This window comes from Crenobacter sp. CS_VA4, assembly GCF_055597485.1.
Window position 1 is genome coordinate 126,298 of the sequence record NZ_JBVMAE010000011.1, and the last position, 22,738, is coordinate 149,035.

The 22,738-nt window shown below is 62.8% G+C and carries 27 protein-coding genes; 4 read left to right on the forward strand and 23 right to left on the reverse strand.

Annotated features, from left to right (window positions below):
• Positions 1-167: 167 nt before the first annotated feature.
• Entirely contained in the window at positions 168-1,085 is a 918-nt protein-coding gene (locus ACZ2IA_RS12525) for a MurR/RpiR family transcriptional regulator (protein WP_470292914.1), read from the reverse strand.
• A 257-nt stretch (positions 1,086-1,342) separates the two neighbouring features.
• On the opposite strand from ACZ2IA_RS12525, the gene ACZ2IA_RS12530 reads away from it, so the two are divergent.
• Both ACZ2IA_RS12530 and ACZ2IA_RS12535 read left to right on the forward strand, forming a co-directional pair.
• The gene (locus ACZ2IA_RS12530; protein WP_470292915.1) at positions 1,343-2,122 is read left to right on the forward strand and encodes an ABC transporter substrate-binding protein; all 780 of its coding nucleotides are present in this window, start codon (positions 1,343-1,345) and stop codon (positions 2,120-2,122) included.
• A 111-nt stretch (positions 2,123-2,233) separates the two neighbouring features.
• Entirely contained in the window at positions 2,234-3,364 is a 1,131-nt protein-coding gene (locus tag ACZ2IA_RS12535; protein WP_470292916.1) for a succinylglutamate desuccinylase/aspartoacylase family protein, read from the forward strand.
• A 51-nt stretch (positions 3,365-3,415) separates the two neighbouring features.
• Here ACZ2IA_RS12535 and ACZ2IA_RS12540 read toward each other — a convergent pair whose 3' ends face one another.
• On the reverse strand, positions 3,416-4,363 hold the full coding sequence (locus ACZ2IA_RS12540) for a bestrophin family protein (protein ID WP_470292917.1): 948 nt from the start codon (positions 4,361-4,363) through the stop codon (positions 3,416-3,418).
• A gap of 909 nt (positions 4,364-5,272) precedes the next feature.
• Here ACZ2IA_RS12540 and ACZ2IA_RS12545 point away from each other — a divergent pair.
• The gene (locus ACZ2IA_RS12545; protein ID WP_470292918.1) at positions 5,273-5,470 is read left to right on the forward strand and encodes a hypothetical protein; all 198 of its coding nucleotides are present in this window, start codon (positions 5,273-5,275) and stop codon (positions 5,468-5,470) included.
• A 507-nt stretch (positions 5,471-5,977) separates the two neighbouring features.
• On the opposite strand, the gene ACZ2IA_RS23375 is transcribed toward ACZ2IA_RS12545, so the two are convergent.
• From ACZ2IA_RS23375 to ACZ2IA_RS12635, 19 genes are all read right to left on the reverse strand, one after another.
• Positions 5,978-6,307 carry a hypothetical protein gene (locus ACZ2IA_RS23375; RefSeq protein ID WP_495849308.1) on the reverse strand — a complete coding sequence of 110 codons (330 nt, stop codon included), beginning with the start codon at positions 6,305-6,307 and terminating at the stop codon, positions 5,978-5,980.
• Positions 6,308-6,457: 150 nt separating this feature from the next.
• The gene (locus ACZ2IA_RS12550) at positions 6,458-6,805 is read right to left on the reverse strand and encodes a hypothetical protein (RefSeq protein WP_470292919.1); all 348 of its coding nucleotides are present in this window, start codon (positions 6,803-6,805) and stop codon (positions 6,458-6,460) included.
• A 192-nt stretch (positions 6,806-6,997) separates the two neighbouring features.
• The gene (locus tag ACZ2IA_RS12555; RefSeq protein WP_470292920.1) at positions 6,998-7,357 is read right to left on the reverse strand and encodes an HGGxSTG domain-containing protein; all 360 of its coding nucleotides are present in this window, start codon (positions 7,355-7,357) and stop codon (positions 6,998-7,000) included.
• Positions 7,347-7,892: an HGGxSTG domain-containing protein gene (locus tag ACZ2IA_RS12560; RefSeq protein ID WP_470292921.1), complete on the reverse strand. Its 546-nt coding sequence runs from the start codon at positions 7,890-7,892 to the stop codon at positions 7,347-7,349. The genes ACZ2IA_RS12555 and ACZ2IA_RS12560 overlap by 11 nt, the downstream gene beginning before the upstream one ends.
• Positions 7,893-7,926: 34 nt before the next feature.
• Positions 7,927-9,939 carry a hypothetical protein gene (locus ACZ2IA_RS12565; RefSeq protein WP_470292922.1) on the reverse strand — a complete coding sequence of 671 codons (2,013 nt, stop codon included), beginning with the start codon at positions 9,937-9,939 and terminating at the stop codon, positions 7,927-7,929.
• A gap of 32 nt (positions 9,940-9,971) precedes the next feature.
• A complete protein-coding gene (locus ACZ2IA_RS12570) occupies positions 9,972-10,187 on the reverse strand; it encodes a hypothetical protein (protein ID WP_470292923.1) in 216 nt (71 codons plus the stop codon).
• A gap of 99 nt (positions 10,188-10,286) precedes the next feature.
• On the reverse strand, positions 10,287-10,985 hold the full coding sequence (locus ACZ2IA_RS12575) for a hypothetical protein (RefSeq protein WP_470292924.1): 699 nt from the start codon (positions 10,983-10,985) through the stop codon (positions 10,287-10,289).
• A 71-nt stretch (positions 10,986-11,056) separates the two neighbouring features.
• The gene (locus ACZ2IA_RS12580) at positions 11,057-11,533 is read right to left on the reverse strand and encodes a hypothetical protein (protein ID WP_470292925.1); all 477 of its coding nucleotides are present in this window, start codon (positions 11,531-11,533) and stop codon (positions 11,057-11,059) included.
• Positions 11,523-13,448 carry a DUF927 domain-containing protein gene (locus ACZ2IA_RS12585; RefSeq protein WP_470292926.1) on the reverse strand — a complete coding sequence of 642 codons (1,926 nt, stop codon included), beginning with the start codon at positions 13,446-13,448 and terminating at the stop codon, positions 11,523-11,525. The genes ACZ2IA_RS12580 and ACZ2IA_RS12585 overlap by 11 nt, the downstream gene beginning before the upstream one ends.
• Positions 13,445-14,497 (reverse strand): DUF7146 domain-containing protein, encoded by a 1,053-nt coding sequence (locus tag ACZ2IA_RS12590; protein WP_470292927.1) that lies wholly within the window; start codon positions 14,495-14,497, stop codon positions 13,445-13,447. The genes ACZ2IA_RS12585 and ACZ2IA_RS12590 overlap by 4 nt, the downstream gene beginning before the upstream one ends.
• Before the next feature lie 12 nt (positions 14,498-14,509).
• The gene (locus ACZ2IA_RS12595; RefSeq protein WP_470292928.1) at positions 14,510-14,776 is read right to left on the reverse strand and encodes a hypothetical protein; all 267 of its coding nucleotides are present in this window, start codon (positions 14,774-14,776) and stop codon (positions 14,510-14,512) included.
• Positions 14,770-15,240: a hypothetical protein gene (locus tag ACZ2IA_RS12600; RefSeq protein WP_470292929.1), complete on the reverse strand. Its 471-nt coding sequence runs from the start codon at positions 15,238-15,240 to the stop codon at positions 14,770-14,772. Before ACZ2IA_RS12600 ends, ACZ2IA_RS12595 begins: the two co-directional genes overlap by 7 nt.
• Positions 15,237-15,422 (reverse strand): hypothetical protein, encoded by a 186-nt coding sequence (locus tag ACZ2IA_RS12605; protein WP_470292930.1) that lies wholly within the window; start codon positions 15,420-15,422, stop codon positions 15,237-15,239. The genes ACZ2IA_RS12600 and ACZ2IA_RS12605 overlap by 4 nt, the downstream gene beginning before the upstream one ends.
• Positions 15,423-15,793: 371 nt before the next feature.
• Positions 15,794-16,474 (reverse strand): KilA-N domain-containing protein, encoded by a 681-nt coding sequence (locus ACZ2IA_RS12610; protein WP_470292931.1) that lies wholly within the window; start codon positions 16,472-16,474, stop codon positions 15,794-15,796.
• On the reverse strand, positions 16,471-16,821 hold the full coding sequence (locus tag ACZ2IA_RS12615) for a helix-turn-helix domain-containing protein (protein WP_470292932.1): 351 nt from the start codon (positions 16,819-16,821) through the stop codon (positions 16,471-16,473). The genes ACZ2IA_RS12610 and ACZ2IA_RS12615 overlap by 4 nt, the downstream gene beginning before the upstream one ends.
• Before the next feature lie 10 nt (positions 16,822-16,831).
• On the reverse strand, positions 16,832-17,050 hold the full coding sequence (locus ACZ2IA_RS12620; protein WP_470292933.1) for a helix-turn-helix transcriptional regulator: 219 nt from the start codon (positions 17,048-17,050) through the stop codon (positions 16,832-16,834).
• Between the two features lie 126 nt (positions 17,051-17,176).
• On the reverse strand, positions 17,177-17,950 hold the full coding sequence (locus ACZ2IA_RS12625; RefSeq protein WP_470292934.1) for a hypothetical protein: 774 nt from the start codon (positions 17,948-17,950) through the stop codon (positions 17,177-17,179).
• A gap of 94 nt (positions 17,951-18,044) precedes the next feature.
• Positions 18,045-19,316: a tyrosine-type recombinase/integrase gene (locus tag ACZ2IA_RS12630; protein WP_470292935.1), complete on the reverse strand. Its 1,272-nt coding sequence runs from the start codon at positions 19,314-19,316 to the stop codon at positions 18,045-18,047.
• A gap of 242 nt (positions 19,317-19,558) precedes the next feature.
• The gene (locus ACZ2IA_RS12635; RefSeq protein ID WP_470292936.1) at positions 19,559-20,425 is read right to left on the reverse strand and encodes a YicC/YloC family endoribonuclease; all 867 of its coding nucleotides are present in this window, start codon (positions 20,423-20,425) and stop codon (positions 19,559-19,561) included.
• 195 nt (positions 20,426-20,620) lie between these two features.
• Here ACZ2IA_RS12635 and rph point away from each other — a divergent pair, with 195 nt between their 5' ends.
• Positions 20,621-21,337, forward strand: a complete 717-nt coding sequence (rph, locus tag ACZ2IA_RS12640; protein ID WP_470292937.1) for a ribonuclease PH — start codon at positions 20,621-20,623, stop codon at positions 21,335-21,337.
• Between the two features lie 50 nt (positions 21,338-21,387).
• Here the strand turns inward: rph and ACZ2IA_RS12645 are convergent, their stop codons facing one another.
• Positions 21,388-22,242, reverse strand: a complete 855-nt coding sequence (locus tag ACZ2IA_RS12645) for a trypsin-like serine peptidase (RefSeq protein WP_470292938.1) — start codon at positions 22,240-22,242, stop codon at positions 21,388-21,390.
• A 70-nt stretch (positions 22,243-22,312) separates the two neighbouring features.
• A partial coding sequence (locus ACZ2IA_RS12650) for a hypothetical protein (protein ID WP_470292939.1) occupies positions 22,313-22,738 on the reverse strand: 426 nt, incomplete at its 5' end.

Below are 22,738 nucleotides of genomic sequence, written 5' to 3' on the forward strand. Positions count from 1 at the left end.
AGTCGCTGGCTCAAAACCTCGCCCTTACTGCATTTCACTATTCGTGTTTTTGTTGTGAGTACACCCTTGGGTACACGGTATTTGCGAGTGCTACGCCTCATGCCCTATCCCACGGAGGGGGGGCTTCCACTCTTCCGCGTCGCCCCAACAGCACCGCACCAGAGGCACTAGGTAGCTTTGCGCTTTTTCGGTCTAAGGCTGTCAGGCGCGGACACATACAGATAAGACAACACGCTTTCGGTCAGCTCGGCCGAGAGACGCACCGCTTCCTTGTTGCACGCCATCACCGCGGCAACCAGGCCTTCAATCAGCGCCAGTGCTGCTCCGTTGGAGCTGGTCAGTACCGGGTGCTCGACCGGCGCGTACAACACGTAATCGGCCATCTCGCACAACGGTGAAACCGGCGAATCGGTAATGGCCACCACCTTGGCGCCGCGCTGCTTGGCGAAGCGTGCCAGCTGCACGGTATCCAGCGAATAGCGCGGCAGTGAAATGGCCAGCAGTACATCGGTCTCGCCGATGGCGGCCAAGCGGTAGGCCGCATTCTCGTTGCCCCCTTCCATACTGATCGCAATCGTATCGGCACAGAACGGCACCAGGGTGGCCGCCGCCAAGCCGGCAAGGTAGGCACTGTTGCCAAACCCGAGCGCATAAATGCGCCGGGCAGCGGCCAGGGTCGCCACCGTGTCTTCAAATACCGTCTCGCGATTGGCATCACTGGCTGCCGCCAGGTTGGCCGCCGTCGTCTTGAGCTGTTCCTGCAAGCCAAACACGCCTGATGGCCGCTGCTCCAGTTCTACACGCAGCTTGTCGACCGGCGAGACCAGCTCGTGCAGTGTTTCCATCAGGGCCGCTTTGAGCCCGGAATAGCCGCCGTAGTCCAACGCCCGGGCCAGCCGGTTGACCGCGGCCGGTGACGTCTTGGTTTCTACCGCCAGTTCCTCGATGGTGAGCGTGGCCGATTTGAGCGGGTGACGCAGCAGGTAATCCGCCACCTTGCCCAGCGCGGGCGCCAAGCTGGGCCGGGTCAAGGCGATGTGGCGCATCACGGGCGATTCGTACAGCGCCGGCGAACTCTTCGGCATGACGTCATTTCAGATAGTCGAGAACTGAAAATTTATATATCAGCCGTCGCCTGGGTGCAAGCGGACGATCTACCGGCGAGTTAAATTCAATCAAACAACAACACTTTTGAAAATTTTCATATCAATTTTCTTGCACCTGAAAGCACCTGGCTTGTAAAAACTGGCTCAGCCGCTCTGCAAGCCGGCTCGCCCGAAGAAAGATGCACAAGCCGACTACGCATCCACAGAGGGTTCGACTTTCTACAAGGAGAAACGAGATGAAAAAAGCGCTTATTACCCTGTCGATCGCCATACTGGCCACGTCGATGGGCGCCGCCGCCAAAGACTGGAAACAAGTGCGCTTCGGGGTAGACGCCACCTACCAGCCGTTCGAGTACAAGGCACCTGACGGCAAGGTGGTCGGCTTTGACATCGACCTGGGCAATGAGATCTGCAAGCGAATGAATGCCAAGTGCGTCTGGGTGGAGAGCTCCTTCGACGGCATGATCCCGGCGCTGAAGGCCAAGAAATTCGACGGCGTGTTGTCATCCATGTCCAAAACTGAGAAGCGCATGAAGGAAATCGACTTCTCGGCCAAGCTGTTCCACGGTCCGACCAACCTGGTTGCCAAAGCAGGCAGCGGCCTGCAGCCGACCGTCGCATCGCTCAAGGGCAAGCGGGTTGGCGTAGAGCAAGGCTCCACGCAAGAAACGTTCGCCAAGACCAACTGGGAGCCGAAAGGCGTGACTGTGGTGGCCTACCAGAACCAAGACCAGGTTTATCAGGATCTGCTGAGCGGGCGCTTGGACGCTACCCTGCAAGACACGGTGACAGCCAAGAACGGTTTCCTGAAGACACCGGCAGGGCGCGGTTACAGCCTGGCCGGGACAGGGCTCGATGACGAGAAAACGCTGGGCTACGGCACGGCAGTGGGGCTGCGCAAGGAAGACGCCGACTTGAAGGCTGCCATCGACAGGGCGATTGCCGCGATGCTGAAGGACGGCACCTACCAGAAGATTGCGGCGAAATACTTCGACTTCGACGTCTACGGCCACTAAGGCACCGAGCGGGAGGCCCGCTCGCAGGTCGTGCCTCCCTTCCTGCCTCCCCACACAAACCGTAGCGCGTCCCGGGCCGGACAGCCTGGGACGGCCAACCTGATTGCGATCATGAAACGAATCGAACACGCTCTGCGCTCCCCCAGCCTCGGGGCGGCACGCCAGCTGACCAGCCTGCATTTCGGCCATGCCGGCAGCGGCCCCAAGGCATATATCCAGGCATCGCTGCACGCCGATGAATTGCCTGGCATGCTGGTCGCCTGGCACCTAAAGGCGGCCTTCAAGCAACTGGAGGCCGCCGGCCACCTTCACGGCGAAATCGTGCTGGTGCCTCAGGCCAACCCGATCGGGCACGACCAGACCCTGCTCGGCCAGCAATTGGGGCGCTTTGATCTGGCTTCCGGCGAAAACTTCAACCGCTACTACCCGCAGTTGGCCCAGACCATCTATCCGCTGGTTAAACCGCTCCTCAGCCGCGATGACGCACACAACACCCGCATCATTCGCAACGCCTTACGTGAGGCCATCGAACAGGCCCAGGAGCGCACCGAACTGCAAAGCCTGCGGCAGCATTTAATGCGGCTGGCGGCCGATGCGGACATCGTGCTCGATCTCCATTGCGACTACGACGCCGCGCTGCACGTATATACCGGCACGCCCCTGTGGGCGCAATGCGAACCGCTGGCGCGCTACCTCGGGTCATCAGCCCAATTTCTGTCCACCGAAGCGGGGGGCGACCCGTTCGACGAAGCTTGCTGCCGGGTGTGGTGGGAATTGCAAGAACTGGCGGCGAACGATGGGCTGGATGCGCCGATCGAGCTGGCCTGCCTCGCCGTCACCGTCGAGTTGCGCGGGCAGGGTGATGTGAATCATTCCCTGGCAAAACAAGATGCGGAAGCAATCTTGAACTTTCTACGCCACCGTGGCCTCGTTACCGATCGCCCGGCGCCGGAACTGCCTGCGCTCAAGCAGCCAGCCACCCCGCTGGCCGGTTCGGAAAACCTCTACGCGCCACATGCAGGCGTGGTGGCCTTCTTGGTACGGCCCGGCAGCCGCGTCGAGGCCGGCCAAGCGGTGGCAGAGGTGATCGACCCCTTGAACGACCGCGTAGCCGTATTGGCTTCGCAGTATGGCGGCGTGGTGTACGCGCTGGAAAACCGCCACTACGCCAGCACGGGCATGTGGGTGGCTAAGGTGGCGACCGCCACCGCGTTCAAGACAGGGTCGTTATTGTCGGCCTGATGGTCAACCCTTAACGGTCATCCGAGTAAACGTCTGCGTAGCCTTTTCGCTTCAGCTCAGCAGGAAGTTGACCGGCAGCCTGACCGGCGGCAGGTCAGCGTCACCGAGCATGTCCTTCAGCGAGGCCTCGATATTGAACGCCATGGCGTCCAATGGCAGGTCGTTGGGCATGGTGCCGAACGGTTCCCCAATCTCGTCGCTGAACGCTTCGAGAGCGAAGAAGGTGTAGGCGATGAAGGCCACCACCAGAGGCGTCATCCAGCCTATCGCATCGAGCAGGCCGAAGGGCAGCAGCAGGCAATAGAGGTAGACGGTGCGGTGCAGGATCACCGAATAAGTGAAGGGAAAGGGGGTCGACGCGATGCGCTCGGAACCGCCGTGCGCGTCGTTCAGCCCGGACAAGGCGTGGTCGATCTGTGCCGCGAGGATGGGCGGCAGCGAGCCGTCCTGCAGCCGCTCACGCAGCCAGCCGGACAGCCACAGCAACACGCGATTGGCGGGGAAGCGCTGTCCGGACAGGCTGGCCGCCAGTTCGGGCGGCAATAGCCGCGCCAGGTCGGCCGTAGCGTCGCTGCCGCGCAACTGGTGGCGCACCGCGTGGACGAAGCCCGCCACGCCCAGCACGAAGGGCCGCGCCTCACCTGGCGCGAAAGTCAAAGCCTGGCGCGCCACGGTGCGGCTGTCGGTCAGTAGCTTGCCCCACAGCTTGCGGGCCTCCCAGTAGCGATCGAAGCTGACGCGGTTGCGAAACCCGAGAAAGATTGCCAGCGCCACGCCCATCAGCGAGAACGGCACCGTGGTCAGTGTCACCTTCCTGTCGAGTAGCTCGCCATGAAACATGACGACCAGTACGGCCAGGACGGTGGTGAACATCAGCTGGGGCAGGATGCGCGGCAGCACCGAGCCGCGCCACACGAACAGCATGCGCAGCCAATGAAGACGGGGACGGACGATCACAATTGTGGGACGGCAAGGCCGTGGGATGTTGCGGTGCGTCATCTTAGCAGGTTTGCCGCCCATATAGCCGCTTTCAGGGGGCTTCCCTAAGACGCGATGCGCCGATCTCGGGGGGGGGGGGGGCACGTGTCATGGTTTAAGCGTGTGCCAAGGAGTTTGTACGAAATGGCTGCGAGGCGCTCACGAGGGGGTAATGTGCTACAGCGCCGGCAGGCAGAAAACCGTGGTAACCGGGCTGATAACCATTCGGTGGCAACAATCCAGCCGCTCGACTGAAACCTATCGCCATCTCATAGGTGCTTCACTACAACTGTCATAACAGCTGATAGGAGGCGTCACCATGCAGATCACTAGCATCAGTCCGATTGCCGTGCGCCCGAAGTCCGATCAGCTCAATAGCTACGAGGTCGACGTCCAGGTCGAATGGTTTGGCGACGTTGCGAGTGCGTTGGCCAATAACATCCTTTTCAGTGTGGTGAGCGTGCCATTGGTCACAGAGCCAGGGACAACAGCCGATCGGATCGCTACTGAGGGGCTACGCATTTTTCGTGCGGCACTAGACAGCACCACTCCATCGGATGTCCGAACTACTCTCGAACTGGAGGCTGATCCTCCCGTCTCCTGGGCTAGGTCGGCCGGCCGTCCTGATTGCTAGCGCCCCCTTTTTTGTCTGGCCGGCGCTAACTTCGGCGCTAACTTTCCGTCGAGTACGCGCCAGGCAGCTCAGTACCAGGAGAGCTTCCCCTGTACTACTCGGCAGCCGCCTTGCAGTCGCGACGCATCGTTGCGTCAGCAGAGACGGCCGGGCTTTCATGGGGTTGGTTTTCGCAAACCGGTGATTCCGTGCGCCGGGTCCGCTAGGAGACGAAGTGCCGGCCGTCCTGTCGGTCAACAGGATGACATCCCGCAGACGTATACTACCTACAGTGATTTTCAAGGTAGTTATATGTCATGTATTACAAGGTTAAGGTGGTGTCGGCGATTTTTGGTGTCGACTTCAACGGCCCGTTGCACTCGACCGAAGCCCAAGCCAGGCAGGCGGCGCAGACGATGTTAGAGGTCCACTCAGGGAGCGTGGTGGTGGAGATCCACAAATTACTTGATGAGAAGTTTCGGCAGAGCGAAGTCGTGGCACGGCTGGAGAAGTAGGCAGGGCGCTTCCATCCCGCACCCGGCCTGAAGGTCGAAATTCGTGAACAGCGAATAGGGGGTACCCAAACGGACCTTCAGAAATGGCTTTGGGTGCACCTTTGGGTACACGGGAATTAGGCGTTTTCTTGCGATGGTGTGACACACCATGAATGAATAAAGCCCCGACTGGCGGAGCTTTCATGGTTTCGCTGGCATGGCGTGAGACGCCGTGAAGCTCACTCGATGTTGGATCTGTTTACTTAGTAGGTGGCTCAAAGCCTCGCCAATGCTAGGTCTCGCCATTCGCGTTTTCGTTATGTGTACACGCTTGTGTACCCATTTTGGGCGAGTGCTCGGGGCTTGGGGCCTTTTTCAGGCGCTAGGCCAGTTGGTGTCATCCCCAGGCTGGCCGCCAGCGTTTTCTCCAGCTGGGTGCGCGACCTCTCCGACGTTAGAGAAGAGTCATGCAGCCAGAGCCAGCTCTCCGACTTAGCGCCTATCGCGTGCGCGTATTGCTCCCGAAAGTCAGCGTAACCTTGGCCGGCCACCTCGGCGTCCGGTCGGAAGAGTGCCGCGGTTCTTGCGCGCCCAGTCGATCACCTCGTCAGCAAGCCATCGCTTCTGGCCGTCCTTGGATCCTGTCGCTGTAATTGGCGCAGGAAACCCAGGGCGCACTACCACGATCTTGCGTACGGTCGTAGCTGATAACTGAAGCCAGTCCGCAATATCAATCGCAGACCAAACTTCGGGTTCATGGCGTTTTGCGCGTTCTTCCCATTGCAGAGCTAATTGCTCCAGCCTAGTGAGTATTGCCTCAAGCCTTGCTACTCGGCTATCTACATCCTGTTCCTGCATACGCCCACCTGCTGCTGTAGGACCGCCCCTGGCGCTCTCATCGTTAACGGGACTAGCCCCATATGTCAGGTTTTGTCAGGTTTGCCCCTGCCGTGTTGTCGATCTCAAGGGGGCATCCACCATGTATTAAGCGATCCTCGAGGGGGTCTATCAACCTGTGGCTGAATCCTGGTAATTCTGTGCGAGAGCTTGTAGCAATGCGCCGATTGCATCAGCCACCGCGGGCGCCGGCCCTGAAGCTAAAAACGCTTCCATAAGGGCCAGCATGTGCCCGCTCTCAACCGCCGGGTGTTGGTGGTCCATCCAGCCGTCCGGAAGGGCAAGCTGTGACTCAATCTTGCGGGCGAACTGGTTGCCGATCCGGCGTCCTTTGTGCAAGTAGCGGGAAAGGGTGCTGTCATCTGTCTCAAGGGCGCGCGCAAGGTCCGCCTGAACGGGGTACCTGACACACAGGGCTCTGAGGTTGGCTTGCCTGGTGTCATAAATGGGCGTTGACATAGACGGCCCCTTTGTCCCGTGGCAATGCCTTCAGTGTAGAGGTCGGCGGCGAAACAAAAACCCGCCACGCGGGCGGGGGCGGACGTCATGTTTTGTCATCACCTCATGGGGTTCGCTCTGCGGCTGAAACCTTACTTTTCCGTACTGCTCATGGGCTTCGCTCCTCGGCCAACCTTAGCTTTCCTTGCGTCCTCATGGGGTCCGCTTCCGCTTGGGGACGCAGCCATTGCTGGCGGCTTTAGCCTTGCCCTCTGCCGTCCGTGGCCCGGTGGACAAGCCGCCATGTAGCTTGCAACGTCCGCTGCCGTACAGGCTGGTGAGCTTGCATGGCGTCCCGGCTCGTGTCTTTGCACCGCACACCAGGCCGCTCAACTCGTCAGGGTAGGGCGGTGGCGACGGCAGGATGGGCGGCGGCAGGAACTTGCCGTGCCGGTCGAAGTACTGCGCGCTCCTTTCCCGATGCTCGACCTCCAGACGGTGGCGTTCGGCCCGCACCCGGTCGTACTCGCGCCAGTAGGCTTTCAGCAGCCGGCGCTTTTCGTCATCGCTCATCGTGCCGTCCTTCCTGCCGGATGATGCGGATCGCCGGGGCCTCATGGGGTAGTTCTTGCAAAATCCGGCTCTCGATTTCCAGCGTCATCAACTGGCGTTGCTGCTCGCCAGCCTCGATGTCGGCTTGCGTACCTACCAGCTTGGCTATGCGGGCAATTAGCCGGTCAATCTGCCGTTCCCAGTCTTCCGGCCGGTAATGCCGTTCCTCGCCTTGGCAGGGGCTACCAGTGAGCTTACGCGTCTTGGTGGGCGCCAGCATATCGACTTGCTTCCGTTCGGCCGCTAGCACCCGCCGTAACAGGACCTTGGTCAGCCGGATTTCGTCAGCCAGTGAACCGACCGGGACCGTCGGCAACATACCCCGCTCGGCCTCTGACAGGTACTTGCTGTGCAGGCTCCCGGGCGTAGCGGCGTAGCGGTTGCCCTTGGGGGCACCCGGCGATAACCCGCCATGCAGGCGACAGCGGGTCTTCTCGGTCAACGGCGGACGCTGGCAGGGCGTACCGGCTCGGGTCCTGGCGCCGCATTGGCTCACGCGCCACTAATCCCAAACGGTGAACAGTCGCTCCTCATCGTGTCACCAAACTAGGCATGCCGGGATACAACAACCCCATGGAGCGATCAAAGGTTGACGTACCCGCTGGAGGCTTTCGCATGCCGTCCACAATGATTTCCACTGCTCTGTTTGCTACAGGTTTGCCATCAATACTGGCATTGACCGTCACGTTAACCGGTTGCCTGTTCACCGGGACGGGGGCGGTGAGATTGGGGCCTGTGATACTTCGGAAGTCTGTTGGCGTCGCGAACTGGAAGTCGCCACCTGAGGCAACCGCGTAAGGGTTCTTCGGGACGTGGTAGGGCTGCCAGCCACTGGAAAGCGCTTGGGCGCTCGCAAGGGTAGGTCCGCCCTGGTAGCCGCTCATCAGGCCCAATCCTTGTCCAGGGTGGTATGCCTCTTTCTCCTGCTCGCGCTGCTTTTGCCGGTTGGCCAGCCAGTTGCCGACATAGGTGCCGGCGTCGGCTGCCGCCTTTATCAGATCGGGGACAACCAGCAGCGCAAAGCCGATCTTGGTGAGCGCGCCAGTGAAACCGATCAAGCCAGACGTGGCACTCGCCAGCTTTCCCCTGCGTTCGATGTCGGCGACAGCACCCGCAAAATCAGTCACCCCCGCCGCACTCCTCACCGCCTTGAGCCGGGCCATGTCTGACGCCAGCGCCAGCCCTTTAAAGGCGGCTGTGGTCAGCCGGATGGTGCCGCCGATAGCCAGCGCACCGCCCAAAATGAACAGATCGCCGGCCAAGGCCCGGGCGCCATCGCCGTTCTTCTTGAGGAAGTCGTTCAGCGTGGACATGAATCCGTTCAGCCCCTTCACCGCATCGATCGCCGTCGGCAGCACGGCGACGCCCATCTGCATCATCAGGTCGCGCCATTGCGCGTGGAGCTGGATCATCTGGCCATCGTAGGTAGTGCGAGCCTTGGCTTCCAGTGCGTTGATACCCATGGCGCTCTTGTTGGCCTCGATCTGCTTCAGCAGTGTCGGCATCTGCTGATAGATCCGCCCCATCAGGGCAGAGCCAGTCCTGTTGCCAAGGATCATCCCGATCTCACGAACGGTATTTTCCTCGCCAGTAATGCCATTCTTGGCAAAGGCAGGCAGCAGTACCTTCTGCAGTAGGGCGAGCTCGCCCTCACGCTCGAGGATGTCAGAGCCGATGAAGGCGCCCGCTCTGGCCTTCTTGAGCTGGCCTAGTTTGTTGAATTCGACCATGGCCGGGTTCAGCAGACCAAGGCGGTAAAGCTCCTGCTGTGCGGTGATCGTGCCGCGGGCTTGCACCAGGTTCTGGTAAATCGCCATGGCCCCGGTGCCGTAACGCTGGCCGCCAAACTCTTGAATCAGAGGCTCAGACCCGAGATAAAACTTGTCATTGTCGCGGCGGGAAAGTGCCAAGCCGCCAGTCTTGAGCGCCTGAAGGAGCTGGCTGGCGTCTACCCGGTTACGGCTACCGGAGATGACCTTTTGCACGTAGTCGGCTTGGGTGAAAAACTCCCGTTCGCTCGACAGGCCGCCCCGAAATTCGATCACCTTCAGCATGTCCATGAACTTGCGTTCATTGGCGCCGCCGGCCTCGCCGCCGAACACGGCCGCGTTGGCAAACTTCATCTTCGCCATCAGCGGGGCGGCAAACTCGGCGTGATGCAGATCCTTGAACACCGCCATCGCATCGGAAACCAGCGTCATGTTGTCGCGTGCGCTGGTTCCGAAGGTTTTCATGCCCAGGGCGAATTGCCGTGCCTGGCCGTTGATCTTGTCGCCGAACCCTAGCGAGGTGAACCGCGCCACTTCGGTTTGCAGCTTCCGGGCCTCCTCGAGCGGGGTCTTGAACATGTGCAGGATGCCCAGCCCGGCCCCGGTCATTATGACCCCGCTGCTGGCCAGCTTCTGCACGGTTTTCAACCGCTCCTCAAACTGGGCGGCGTCTTTGTGCAGGCTCTTGAACTGGGATGACAGTATCCCCAGCCCCGAGCTGACGCCGTTAATCAGGGATAGCTTGATGGCTACGCTGTAGGCTTCAAATGCCATGTGTGTCCCTTGGTCCGTGGTACCGCATCGCCTTACGCCAGCCCTTCCAGGCCGATTTCGACCCGAAGCCCGTTGATGCCATGCCTGGCCAGCGCCTTGACGGCCGCGTCGGCCGTCGCAAAGCGGCGGACATGGCTTTGCCGGCTTTGCAGCGGCTGGCCGTTCACCTTGACCTGATAATTGCCCGGTACGCCGCATACCAGCGCGTCATGCACTTTGGACGGGGCGGGAATGTCCGCTTGCTTCATATCGTCTCCTAAAATTGATACGTTATAACGTAACTATTTTAGTAGAAAAATGGACTTTTGTATCCCTGTAGCGTTGCAATCAAGATAGCAGGGCGGCGATCACCGAATCATCGCCGCTCCCCTTGTCCCGGGCCGCACATTAACCGACACGGTGCCGTCGTCATTGCTTACTGGTTCGATCATCAGACCCTCGGGCAGAATCCTGCTCTCAAAGTCGCCAGCGCTGAACAGCTTGATCAGCAAGGCCAGTAAGGCCGCGTCACAACCGGACAAGACCAGAATCACCGGGGTCTGTCTCTTGGCGGTGTGGATCTGGATTGTGGCGGTTCCGCTGGCATCCAGGCTCAGCACGTCCGCGTGTTCAATTGTCGTGGTGCGCTGCGGCGACAGGAAAACCAGCCGCTGGTTGGTCAGCGCGACGGTCCCACTTGCGACTTGGCGCAGCTCGTCATGGGACAGCCGCTCGCTGCCGCCGATGTAGACGCCCTTGGCGACACGTACAGCGCCGCCGACGTTGTAGCTCTTCTTGCGGTACTCATACAGTGCCGCGTCCGCCACGAGCACGCCAAACTCCCCGCGCCGCATGTTCACGCCCATGGCGATGTCAGGGAAGGCCCGCGCCTCGTTCACGCCCTCGAAGTAGCGGCACAGGGACGCCGCCCTGGCATCGCGCGCCGCTTTGGCCTGCGCCTCTCTCTGAGGCTTGGTAGCCGCTTGATATAGGGCTTTTGCCACTGCCCAACCGATGGCGAGCGGAATACTCACCACGAGCAGCGCAATGATGATGAATATTGGCATGGCGGCTCCTGGCGTGGCGATGATGTCAACATAGTAAAAAACCCGCCTCGGGTGCGGGTTGGGTCGCAGCTTCACTCGTTGTTGCCCGGCGGTATCTCGGCGCACTGGCCGATGAAGTGCCACTGGTAGTACTGGAGCAGGCTCGGGATGTTCGTTTTGCGCCACGGCCGAAACCCGGCCGCGCATAGTCCTCGCGTGCCGGTCCGGCCGTCTTGCTGGTGCGTGCCCACGCCTCCCCAGTGTTCGCACGTCATGCACTCATGCACCGTACTCTCGTCGCCGTGCTGCGCTCGATCCGGCCGCCGTGCACCAGCGGGCAGCGGCAGGCCCAAGGCGGCAGCGGTGACGATGGGCGCGGTGTAGTCGGTAACCGGTCGAAGCTCTTGCGCTGGGCTTGCTTCAAAACCGATGGGAACAACGGGAACAACGGGAACAGGTGACGGGAATCCTTGTAAATCAATGGCTTCAGTGGCCGGTTTTGTTCCCGTTCCCACTTTCCCGTGAATGGGAACAACGGGAACAGGCAGTACGGACAGGTCAAGACGCATGGCGCAGCTCCTCGGCGTCGTTCCAGATGGCCGGCGTTACCAGGTAGCACGGTTTCGGGCTGTTCCCCATGCCCGGCATCCGTTGCTTGCTGGTGTTGCGGTCGCGGTCGGTCTTGAGCAAACCGCGCTCGGCCATCGCTGCCGCGACGTGCGCGGCGTTGAAGCCCCGGCAGACCTCACGGCGGAACGCTTCGGGCAGTACGTAGAACCAGGTGCCGCCGTCATCGGCGCGGCGGAAGCCAGCGCGGTTGATGGTCTTGGCGTTGTCCTGCTCGGCGGTGTCCCACGGGGTGAAGCGGCTTTCGCCGTGCGCCTCGAGGAAGGCGCGTACCGCCGCGATTCCTTCGCGGACTTCGCTGCTGCCGGCCCCGCCACGGGCGGCCAGCCATTCGCCGAACAGCCGCACGGCGGCGGCGGTGGCTTCGCCCGGCTGCCAGCCGGTCAGGCCGAAATGGGTCGCCAGTTCCCCGGCCGTCCCGACCAGCGCGAAGCGGCCCGCCACCCGCTTGACCTGGCCGTCTGCTCCAGCAGGCACGTCGTCGGCGAGGAAGCTGTCGCGGCCCTGCTTGAGGATGGCGGGCAGGCTGGCAAAGGTGGCCGGTTCGGTCAGCGTGGCGAGGAAGGCGCGTCCGGCGGTGCCGTGCTGCTGGCGGGTCAGGTCAGCCAAGCGCTGCGACAGAACATCGCCCCCAGCCAGCCCGTGCAGCGTATCGAACAAGCCGAACCCGCGCCCGGCATCGGCGGCCACCTCGGCCAGGCGGATCTCTTGCCCGGCGCGAACCTGCTTGCCAGCTTGGCGCATGTGTTCGGCCAGCCCGATCTCGCCGGCTGACAGGAACAGCGTGCGCCAGCGTGCCGGCGAGCGTGCCAGGCCGTTGCGGGTCGCCCGTACCTTGCCTTGGCCGTTGGCGATCATGTAGGCGTTCTCGCCGGCCTCGCGTGGGTCGACCTGCGCCAGCTCGTCCAGGATCAGCAGCAGGTCATTGCGGCCCAGGCACACGCCCTCGAGCCCGTTGCTGGTGGTGCGCCACTTGTGCGGGTAGCTGTCTGGGTGACCCCACACCGACGCGGCCAGATACAGCGCCGTCGACTTGCCGACACTGCTGCTGCCCATCAGGTGGAAGCCGCCGCTCTCGTTGGCAAATCGAGCCAGCGGTGCAGCGAAGGCTAGCGACATGACAAACACCAGTCGGCTGTTACCGGTGGCGAGTGTCGCCACCAGCTCGCGCCAGCCGGCCAGCGTGCCGGCCTGGCTCATGCCGAGCGACTCGTCACGTTCGCTTTGCAGGTGCAGCCCCTCGCCGTTGTTGCTGCCGATCACCCCATCCCACAGCGCGAAGGCGTCGCCATGCCAGCCCACGCGGTCGGTGCAGCGCACCAGTTGGCCAGGCTTGGCCGTTACTAGGTAGCCGATCAGGCGGTTGCGAGCCGCGCCGCCCGGCGCGATCAGCAGCCCGTTGCGCACCAGTTCGCGGCACAATTCGATGCCGTCGCCCTGCGTCATTTCCAGCGGCATCGCCCAGCGGTGCAAGCGCCCCTCGGCGTCATGCCATTCCAGCAGCCGCCCCCAGTCGCTGCCGTTGTCATTGCGGGTCATGGCGAGTACGTACAGCGGCGAGCAGATCCAGTGCGGCGGCTTGTCGCTGTCCGGCTCCAGGTAGTACAGGCCGGGGCGGTCCTTCTCGCCGCGCAGCATCGCGTAGCCGGTCGGCAGCGCGCTGTTTCCGTTTTTGTTCCCATTGTCCCCGTTGGCGATTTCCGGGGAACGGGAACAAAACGACCCGCTGAAAGCCCCGTCGTTATTGGCTTCGGCGATCTTGTTCCCGTTGTTCCCGCTGTTCCCATCGGTTTTTGCAAAATCCAACGCGGGGGCCCTCTTGGCGTGAGTCAGCTGGTGCAGGTCGGCAGCAGTCATGCGGCCTCCTGCTGTTGTCGTTCGTTGAGCACGTCGAGCCAGTCGCCGGGGCAGCTCGGGATGTGGACCCGGACCCGCCGCGCTTCCTCGAGCAGTCGCTTGGCGAGCCGTTCGGCCGCTCGTTGACCGGTGCCGCTGACGTCGTGGTCGGCCATGATGTGCACGTCGGTCACCGTTTCCGGCAGGGCGACATGCTCAAGCCCCCAGGCCGACACGGCTGCCCAGCAGGGCAGGCCGGAACCCTGGCGCACCGCCAGCGCCGTCTCGATGCCCTCGGCCACTGCCTGTGCGCCATTCTCCGGGTCGTACAGCCGCACCGCCGCGCCGCGCATCGCTCCTTCACGGGCCGTCATCAGCTTCTTGGCGTCCAGCGGCTCGCCGGTCTCCGGGTCGACAGGCCGGGCTTTGTGGCCGTCAGGGGTCAGGTAGAGGCGATGCAGGCCGACGACCTCGCCGGCTGGGCTGGTGACCTTGGCCAGCATGGCCGGGTAGGTGCCGAGCCGCTGGCCGTCGTGCCAATAGCCCAGGGCGGGGTGATGGCGCAGCGCGGCGGGGTAGACCGATAGATCAAGGCCCCGGTTTGCCAGGTAACGCGCCACCGGGTCGCCGTGGCGGATCGGGAGCGCCTCGGCCCACAGCTTGGCGATCCTGGCGCTGTGGTCACGCTGGGCCGGTGCGGGTGTCGCGGCGGGTGCTGGCGTGCGCTCAATCTCCACGCCAGCCACCAGCCCCAGCGCTCCGGCAACGGCCCGCAGCGCGGTCTTGAAGTCGCCGCCGATCCAGTGCATCACCAGCGCGAAGCCGTCGCCGCCCAGGCTGTCCAGCCCCCGGCAGACAAACCGGCCTTGCCCCTTGTCGATGAATTGGAACCGATCCGTCCCGCCGCAGGCCGGGCAGGGTTGATTGCGCTTCTTGGCCAACACGTCGGCGGCGATGCCGAGCGCGGCGAGGACGTCCGGCCAGCGCCCGAAGGCGGCGCGGCGCACCGCGTCGGCGTCGAGCGGGTGTGACTTCGGCCCCGGTGTGTGACTTCCCGGAAATTTCGTCATGGTGTGGAGTCCTTAGCGGTCGAGCGTCAGGATGAGGTCGGTCGCGCGCAGGGCGATCAGCCGGAACAGCTCCTCGGCGGGATTGCCAGCGTGCTCCCGTGCATCGGCCAGGCACTCGGCGAACACGTCGGTGAAACTCTCGCAAAAGGCCGCGGCGGCTTGCTGGGCGTCCTCGCTGGTGTCGTGGGTATCGAGGTGCCAGCGCAGTGCATACAGCGCCCGCAGCGCCGCAAGTTGGCCGTCTAGTTCGGCCAGGTGGAGGGCGTTAGGAGTCAGCACGTGACGGCCTCCCTGTGCGAGGCGACATGACGGCGGCGGGGTAGCGATTGCCGGCGTTTGTGCTTTGCCTTTTCCTCAGCCCGTTGACGAAGGCGTTCCTCGCAAACCTTGTTCACGACAGGTTCAACAAGGACGAGCGATAACCCGAACGGCCAGGTGCCATAAGCCTTCATGATCTCGTGAGCCTCAGCGTCGTAATCGACACGCTCACCGTTGGCTATTCGGCTGTACATCAGAACGGTGGCCAAAAGCGCCGGCAAAAGAAAGCGCTTTGGAACGACTATGGCATGACTGCAGCCGATAGAGCCGCGGGCAAGCTCAGCGGCCGCTTCTGCATCGACTTCGGTGTGAAACCAGCCAAGGCAGGTGTCACCTTGCAGGTCCTCGTCGTCATGGCCCTCAAAATTGGCTAGCACCGGGAAGTCAGGGGCGTTGTGGATGAGATTCTCGAAGGCGTCGATCATGCAACGCCTCCAATCAGGCGCCCGGCAAAGCCGGACCGCTCGGACAGCACTTGCACACGACGGCCTTCGGCGACACGTTCGCGGGCATAGCGCAGGGCGTCGGCTTGCGACGGGAAAGCGGCAACGGTACGGCGGGTAACGGGGAACAGGCGCGGCAGGGCGCGGGGGATGAATTGAGACATGGGGCCTTCAGGAGTGGCGTTAAGAATGCCGCTTCCCGTTCTCACGCGGGGAGGGGCGGCGCAAGGCAGGGGTGAGAACCCGCACTCCCGTACGGGCCCGGCCGAAGCCGGTCCTACCAAGGCCGCCCACTGAAGACGCACCAAGGTCGCGAATGCAGCGCGGACGCTGATTCGCAGGGAGTCATTCGGGTTCTCACGCCCGGCCGCAGGATTGACTGCGACCGGGGCACGATACCGGCCCATGCCGATGGGGTCAATGCGGCCCGCCTCGGCATGGCACGGACTGATACGGTAAGCCGTTGATCGGCAAAGGTTGGCCGAAGCGCCGGCCAAAACAATGAATTTCGCTGGAGTGCGGATTGGAGACAGGTTCATGCGGACAGCCTCCCGTGGTCGTTGGCCGGCAGGGCAAGACGCTGGCGCTGCTCGGCGGCGAACACCAGCAGGGCCTGCTTGCGCTCGTCGTAGGGCATCCCCCGGCCCAGCAGCACCATGTCCTGAGCCTCCAGCAGTTCAAGCAAGCGCAGTTCCTTGGCCGACAGGGCATCACGGTCGAGCGGGGCAAAGCGACCTGTCAGCACCCAGTTGATCAGCTTGGCCTCGTTGGCGTAGTGGTGCTGCGCCGTTCCCTTGCCTTCGGCCAGGCGGGACAGGTTCACCATGTCGCACACGCCCCGGAAGCGGGCGCCGGCATCATGGCGCACCTTGCGCCAGTCGTCGGGCTGGGCGGTGCCACGGATGAGGCCATCAATCTGCATGTCGCACCAGACGGCAAAGCGCGCATCGAGCCACTGAGCGAAGCGTACGGCCAGCTTGGGGTGCAGCCAGGTGCCGCCGGAGTTACCACGTCGGGTTTTCACCCAAATGTGAGATTTTCCCGCATTTGAGTCGGCCGTCTCATCGAGCGCCGCGAGGTATTCAAGCGTGCTTGGGAGTCGTAACCAGTCACGGGGTGACTTGCCGAAGCGCTCCGCTGCCTCGGTGGCGTTGAACCAGCCGTCCGCGGTGAAGTGCATGGCCTGGTGGTGGTATTCGAGTGCAATGATCTTCATGCGGCTTCCCCCTTGTCCTCTGCGATGAATCCCGGACGTGGCCAAGCCGGCGTGCCCAGCACGTACCGTGCGACGCGGCGGCGCACCTGGCCCCGGTAGACGATTTCCGGCTCGATGTGGGTGGCGATGTTGTAGCCCTTGGCGCGCAGGTCATGGATGCGCGCAGCGGCTTCGGGAATGGCATGCTCAGCGGTCAGGCGGAAACTCAGCACGGCCCCATGTTCGCGCAGGATCGCCAGCACCTCGGCGCATTGGCCGCTGATGGCGGGTGGGGTGGCGGTGCTATGATTGGCGCAGGTGTTGGCGCTCGCTACTGCTTCGGTGGTGCGGGCGTTTTTCTTTTTCATCGCTCGCCCCTTATGCCGTTTGGCCTTGTTCGTCGAGCCACTGGCGCACGGCCTCGGCTCTCCAGGCAGTGACGCGCTCAGATAATTTCAAAGGGGCTGGAAACGTCTGATTTTTTACCCTTCGCCACAGCGTCGAGTCGCTAAAAGGGATGATCGGGCGAAGGTCTTTTAGACGGACAAAGCCAGTGGCTGGCAGTGCGCCGTAGGTAGTGTTGGTGGGAAGGGGCATATTGCGTCACTCCGTGGATTAACAGGGTGACGCAAATGTAAAAGCCCCTCGGTGGGGCTAATAGATCGTGTGCCCGCTGACGGGGTTTTGGTGCCAGCTAACGAGGGTGGTTTGCTGGCAGACGACCTATTGCGTAGGGGGGGTCCGGAGGTCGGCAACCCATCCTGTTGCTGTTTTTATGAATTGATCATGGCTGCGTGGCTCGCCTTGATTACGAGCAAACTCAAGCACCCTCTCCCGAATGGATCTGAGCTTGGTCTGGTGCTTTTTATCGCCGGGTTGCTCTTGGTACAACCTGCGGCAGTAGTCGCGAATGTCTTGAAGCTTGCTATCCCTTGCTTTGGCTCCTCTTCTTGCGCTTGCAGACAAGGCTGCTTGCTCTACCCGGTCATAGCTCGGCACTCCTGCGGCACCAATGAGCCGCATGGCTATACACAAGACTCTTAGTGCCTCACCAAAATTGGGTTTGGCTAAAATGCCGTTTGCTGCAATCAGGCAGATTGTGGCGAAGTGAATATGATATGCGCGCTTCACCTGCCATGGGGTAAGGCTTGATATAGGGACATCGTTGGTGATTGCACCTTCACCTTCGTGCTCCTGAATTTTTACGGCTCGTATGCCCAATCCTTGAAGGGCCTCTGTATATGGGCCAGAAAAAACGACATTCTTCTGCTCGCTACCATCAATAGGCTCTAGTTTTGTAAAGGGCTCTGTTCCTATTTTGATTTCGCCGGAAAAAAGCATTCTCCCTTGATTTTGCTCGTCTTCTGGGATGGTGTTTACGATAGCCTGCAGCTCGTGATCCGCTTCGAGGAATTTGATCGCTAGATCCCTCTCAGGATGGGGGAGATTAGCTGGTGACTGTGTAAACCACCGGCCCACTGTGCTCTTGTCTGTCATTGCGATCCCTTTGCGCTCCCTGTAGGGATTGCCACGCCAGGCGGGCAGGGTTCCCGCTTTTCGATTGGCCGATCTAGGCGCGGCAAAGCTGGTCTCAAGCCGTTTTCTTCCGGCCCTTGGTAATCGGTGTCACGTTGTACGGCTCGCCCTTGTCGAGTGCGTCGAGTAGCGCCGCCAGGCGGTTCAGCGCGTCGCGTCGCTCGGTGAAGTAGTCGTGGCGGTTGTAGATGCCTTCCACGCCCTTGATCTTGTGATTCAGGCAGCGCTCGGCTACCACCGGGTCAATACCCAGCTCGGCCAGCAGCGTGCGAGCAGTGCGGCGCAGGTCGTGCACGGTGAAGTTCTCCACGCCCGGCATCTCGTGTTTCACCTTGCCCAGAGCGGTGCCAATGGTGCCTTCATGGATGTGAGGCACCATGCGGTGCTCCATCTTGCGGGCAGGCAGCACCCAGGCGCTCGGCTCGGACAGCCGGCGCAGCTCGCGGAGCCAGCCCACAGCGAGAGAGGGCAGGGGAATGTCGATCGGTTCGCCGGTCTTGGTGCGCTCCCCAGGCAGGTGCCACACGGCGTCATCGAGGTCGAATTCCTCCCAGCGGGCGGCGCACAGCTCCATCTTCCGTACGCACAGCAGCAACAGCAGGCGGATAGTCAGGTCGTTCTCGACGCTAAAACCCTTCGCCATCCTCATCGCTTCGAACAGCTTCGTCAGCTCCTCACGCGTCAGGGCGCGCTTGCGGGCCTTCTCTGTGCCGCCCGCGTCGCCCAAGTCGAAGGCGGAGGCCGGGTTGTACTCGACCATGTGCCGCTTGATGGCGTAGTCGAACATGCGCCGTGTCCAGCGCAGCACGTCATTGGCGATGGTCGGAGCGCCTCGCTTAACGATGTCGCGCAGCATGTCGTCAATGTGACGCGGCTTCACGTCCTCGACCTTCATCTTGCCCAGGTGCGGCCCGATGTCCTTGTCGATCCGGCGGCGCACGATGTCCGGGTGCTTCCAGCGCCCCAGGATCATCCGCTCGTAGTACTCGTTCGCCAGGTCGATCACATGCACCGCGGCTTTCTCTGCCTCGATCTTGGCGACGGCCGCGGCTTTGCGGTCCTGCTTCTCGGCGGCCACGTCGTAGCCGAGTGCGACACGGGCGCGCAGCTCGTCGGCGGCCCTGCGGGCTTGAGCGAGGGACAGCTCGCCATAGCTACCGATTTGGACGGTGCGTCGTGCGCCGCCAATGCGGTAACGAAGATGCCACGTTGGCACGGTATCGGTGGCGCGGAATCTCAGGGTGAGGCCGTCTCCGTCTGTTTTGCCCTCGAATCGCTCGCCCGCCTTGATCCATGCCCGGATTTGCATGTCGGTTAGCTTGCCCATGCTGCGTCCCCTGAATAGCGAGTAGATGCCCCCAGCCCGCGCCGGCCTTGAAGGCCGAAAAACGCAAACAGCGAATAGGGGTGGGTACACAGTTGAGGTTGCCAAAACCCCTGTGTGTGCCCGCTTGTGTACCCGGTAATTATGCGCTTTCTTGCGACGGAGTGACACACCATGAATGAATAAAGCCCCGACTGGCGGGGCTTTCATGGTTTCGCTGATACGTGGTGACACGTGGCGAAAGTTTACTCGATGTTCTGGATCTGCTCGCGCATCTGCTCGATCAACACCTTCAGCTCGACCGATGCCTGGGTGGTCTCGGTGGACACCGATTTGGAGCCGAGTGTGTTCGCCTCGCGGTTCAGTTCCTGCATCAGGAAGTCGAGCCGCTTGCCGGCCTGGCCGCCCTTGGACAGGATGCGGCGCACCTCGGACAGGTGGGTGGTCAGCCGCGCCAGTTCCTCGTCGACGTCGATCTTCTGCGCGAATAGGGTGAATTCCTGTTTCAGCCGGTCGTCGTCGACGTTCTCGACCGCGTCGCGCAGCCTAGCGGACAGCCGCGCCATGTAGGCGTCGAGGATCTGCGGCAGCTTCGGCTTGATGCTGGTGATGATCGCGTCCATGCCGGCGATCCGCTCGAGCAGCACCGCCTTGAGCTTTTCGCCTTCGCGGGCGCGGGTGGCAGCGAAGTCTTCGAGCACCTTGCCGAGGCCCTCCAGCGTCAGCTGCTGCAGCGTTTCCGGCGGCAGCTCGTTGGAGCGCAGCACACCCGGCCAGCGTAACAGTTCGGCGACCGACAGTTCCTTCACGTCTGGTGCGCGCGCGCGCACTTCGCCGGCCAGCATGAGCAGCTTGTCGAGGTAGTCGGTGTTGAGTTCCAGCGTCGGGCTGGCGCTGTCGGTCTGGTTCAGGCCGACGCGGCATTCGAGCTTGCCGCGCGACACACGGCTGGCGATCAGTTCGCGCAGCGCCGGTTCGATGATGCGCAGCTCTTCGGGCAGACGCATCTGCACGTCGAGGTAACGGTGGTTGACGGCACGCAGTTCGAGGCTGAGCATTCCACCCGGAAATTCGCGGGTGGTGGAGGCGAAGCCGGTCATGCTGAGGATCATGGCGGAACTCCCGGTAAAAACGGTGATTGGGCCGCCTGAATCGAGGTCTACACTCCATTCAGGGTTAAAGGCACTATACACCAACTGCCCCCGGCTGACCCCTGTGGCGGCCGGTGCGGTGGATTGTGCCCGGCCGAGGTCGTAGCCGACGTGCGCTCGCGTTACAATCGGCCGTTTTCATCCGGAATCACCGTCATGCGCCCATCCCAACGTAGCCCCCGTCAACTGCGCCCCGTGCGCCTCACCCGCCACTACACCCGCCACGCCGAAGGCTCGGTGCTGGTCGAGTTCGGCGACACCAAGGTGATCTGCACCGCCAGCGTCGAGGAGACGGTGCCGGGCTTCCTGAAGGGCAAGGGCCAGGGCTGGGTAACCGCCGAATACGGCATGCTGCCGCGCTCGACCGGCAGCCGGATGCGCCGCGAGGCCGCCAGCGGCAAGCAGAGCGGCCGCACCCAGGAAATCCAGCGGCTGATCGGCCGCAGCCTGCGCGCGGTGGTGGACCTGGCGAAGCTCGGCGAGCGCCAGATCGTGATCGACTGCGACGTGATCCAGGCTGACGGCGGCACCCGCACCGCCAGCATCACCGGCGCGTACGTCGCGCTGGCCGACGCGATCGGAGGCCTGATCAAGGCCGGCAAGTTGGCCGAAACCCCGCTGCGCGACCATGTGGCGGCGGTGTCGGTCGGCGTGTTCGACGGCGAGCCGGTGCTCGACCTCGACTACCCGGAGGACTCGGCCTGCGACACCGACATGAACGTGGTGATGACCGGCAGTGGCCGTTTCATCGAGGTGCAGGGCACCGCCGAGGGCGAGCCGTTCACGCGCGACGAGATGGACGCGCTGTTGGTCTTGGCCGAACAGGGCATCGCCGAATTGGTCGAGCTGCAGAAGGCCGCGCTGGCCGACTGAATGGCCGGATCGGCCGCAACAAAAAACCGCGCTTCGGCGCGGTTTTTGCATTACTGGGCGGCGGAGGCCGCAGCGGGTTTGGCCGGTGGCGTGCCGCCGGTGAGGAAGCGCTCCAGTGCGGTGCGGAACGCCGGTACCGACAGCGCCATATTGTCGGCGCGCTTGCGGTCGCGCGCGTCCGGCGCGGAGCTTTGCAGCGCGACGATGGTCGCCTGGCCGGCATCGTCGATCAGCAACAGCGGCGAGCCGCTGTCGCCGGGCAATGTGTCGCAGCGGTGGCTGAGCCGGCCGTCGGCGAGCAGCCGGGTGGCGCGGCACTGTTCGTGCACGGTCAGGTGGCGGGGATCGTCGATCGGGTAGCCGGCCTGGGTGACGCGCCAGCGCGCATCGGCGAGGCGGGTTTGCAGCGTGGCGCGGTCGCCGTCGACCAGCGGCAGCGTGCCGAGCGTGCGGCCGATCGGTTCGGCCAGTCGCACGAAGGCGTAGTCGTAGCGGGCGACCTTCGGGTCGACGATCAGGCCGCCGCCCTCGGCGCTCAGCCCGGCGAACAGGCGCCGGTCGACGAAGGCGTGGGTGGTGGCGACGCGGGCGGCGGCGTGCTTGCCGTTCAGCGCGGCCGAGAAGCGCACGGCCGGGTCGAAGCGGCCGGTGTCCGGGTCCATGAAGCAGTGGCCGGCGGTCAGGACTACGTCGTCGGCGATCAGCGTGGCGGTGCAGATGCTGCCCGAGGCGGTTTCGAGCTGGCCGATAGCGCGCCAGGGCAGGGCGTCGGGCACGAGGGTGTGACGATCGTCGTGGCCGAAGAACAGTTTGCGTTGCTCTGCCTTGCTGGTGGCGTGGGCGATGCTGGCTAAGGACAGGGCGAGGAGGGTGGCCGACAGCGCGGCGAGGGGACGGATAGGCATGATGCGGAGTTTAAAATAAAAAACCGGGGTGCGAAGCACCCCGGAACCGTCATCAACAACTCACTGGGACTTACTTAGCAGCCGAGGCGGCCGGCTTTTTAGCCTTAGCTTTTTTAGCAGCTTGGGCTTTCTGTGCCGGAGCCGAGGCGGCTTTCTTCACAGCTTTCTTGGCAGCTTGAGCTTTCTGAGCCGGAGCCGAAGCGGCTTTCTTCACGGCTTTCTTGGCAGCTTGAGCTTTCTGGGCCGGAGCGGAAGCAGCTTTCTTGGCTGCTTTCTTAGCGGCTTGGGCTTTCTGAGCGGCCGGAGCCGAAGCAGCTTTCTTAGCTACTTTCTTGGCAGCTTGAGCTTTCTGGGCCGGAGCCGAAGCGGCTTTCTTCACGGCTTTCTTAGCAGCTTGGGCTTTCTGAGCGGCCGGAGCGGAAGCAGCTTTCTTAGCTACTTTCTTGGCAGCTTGAGCTTTCTGGGCCGGAGCCGAAGCGGCTTTCTTCACGGCTTT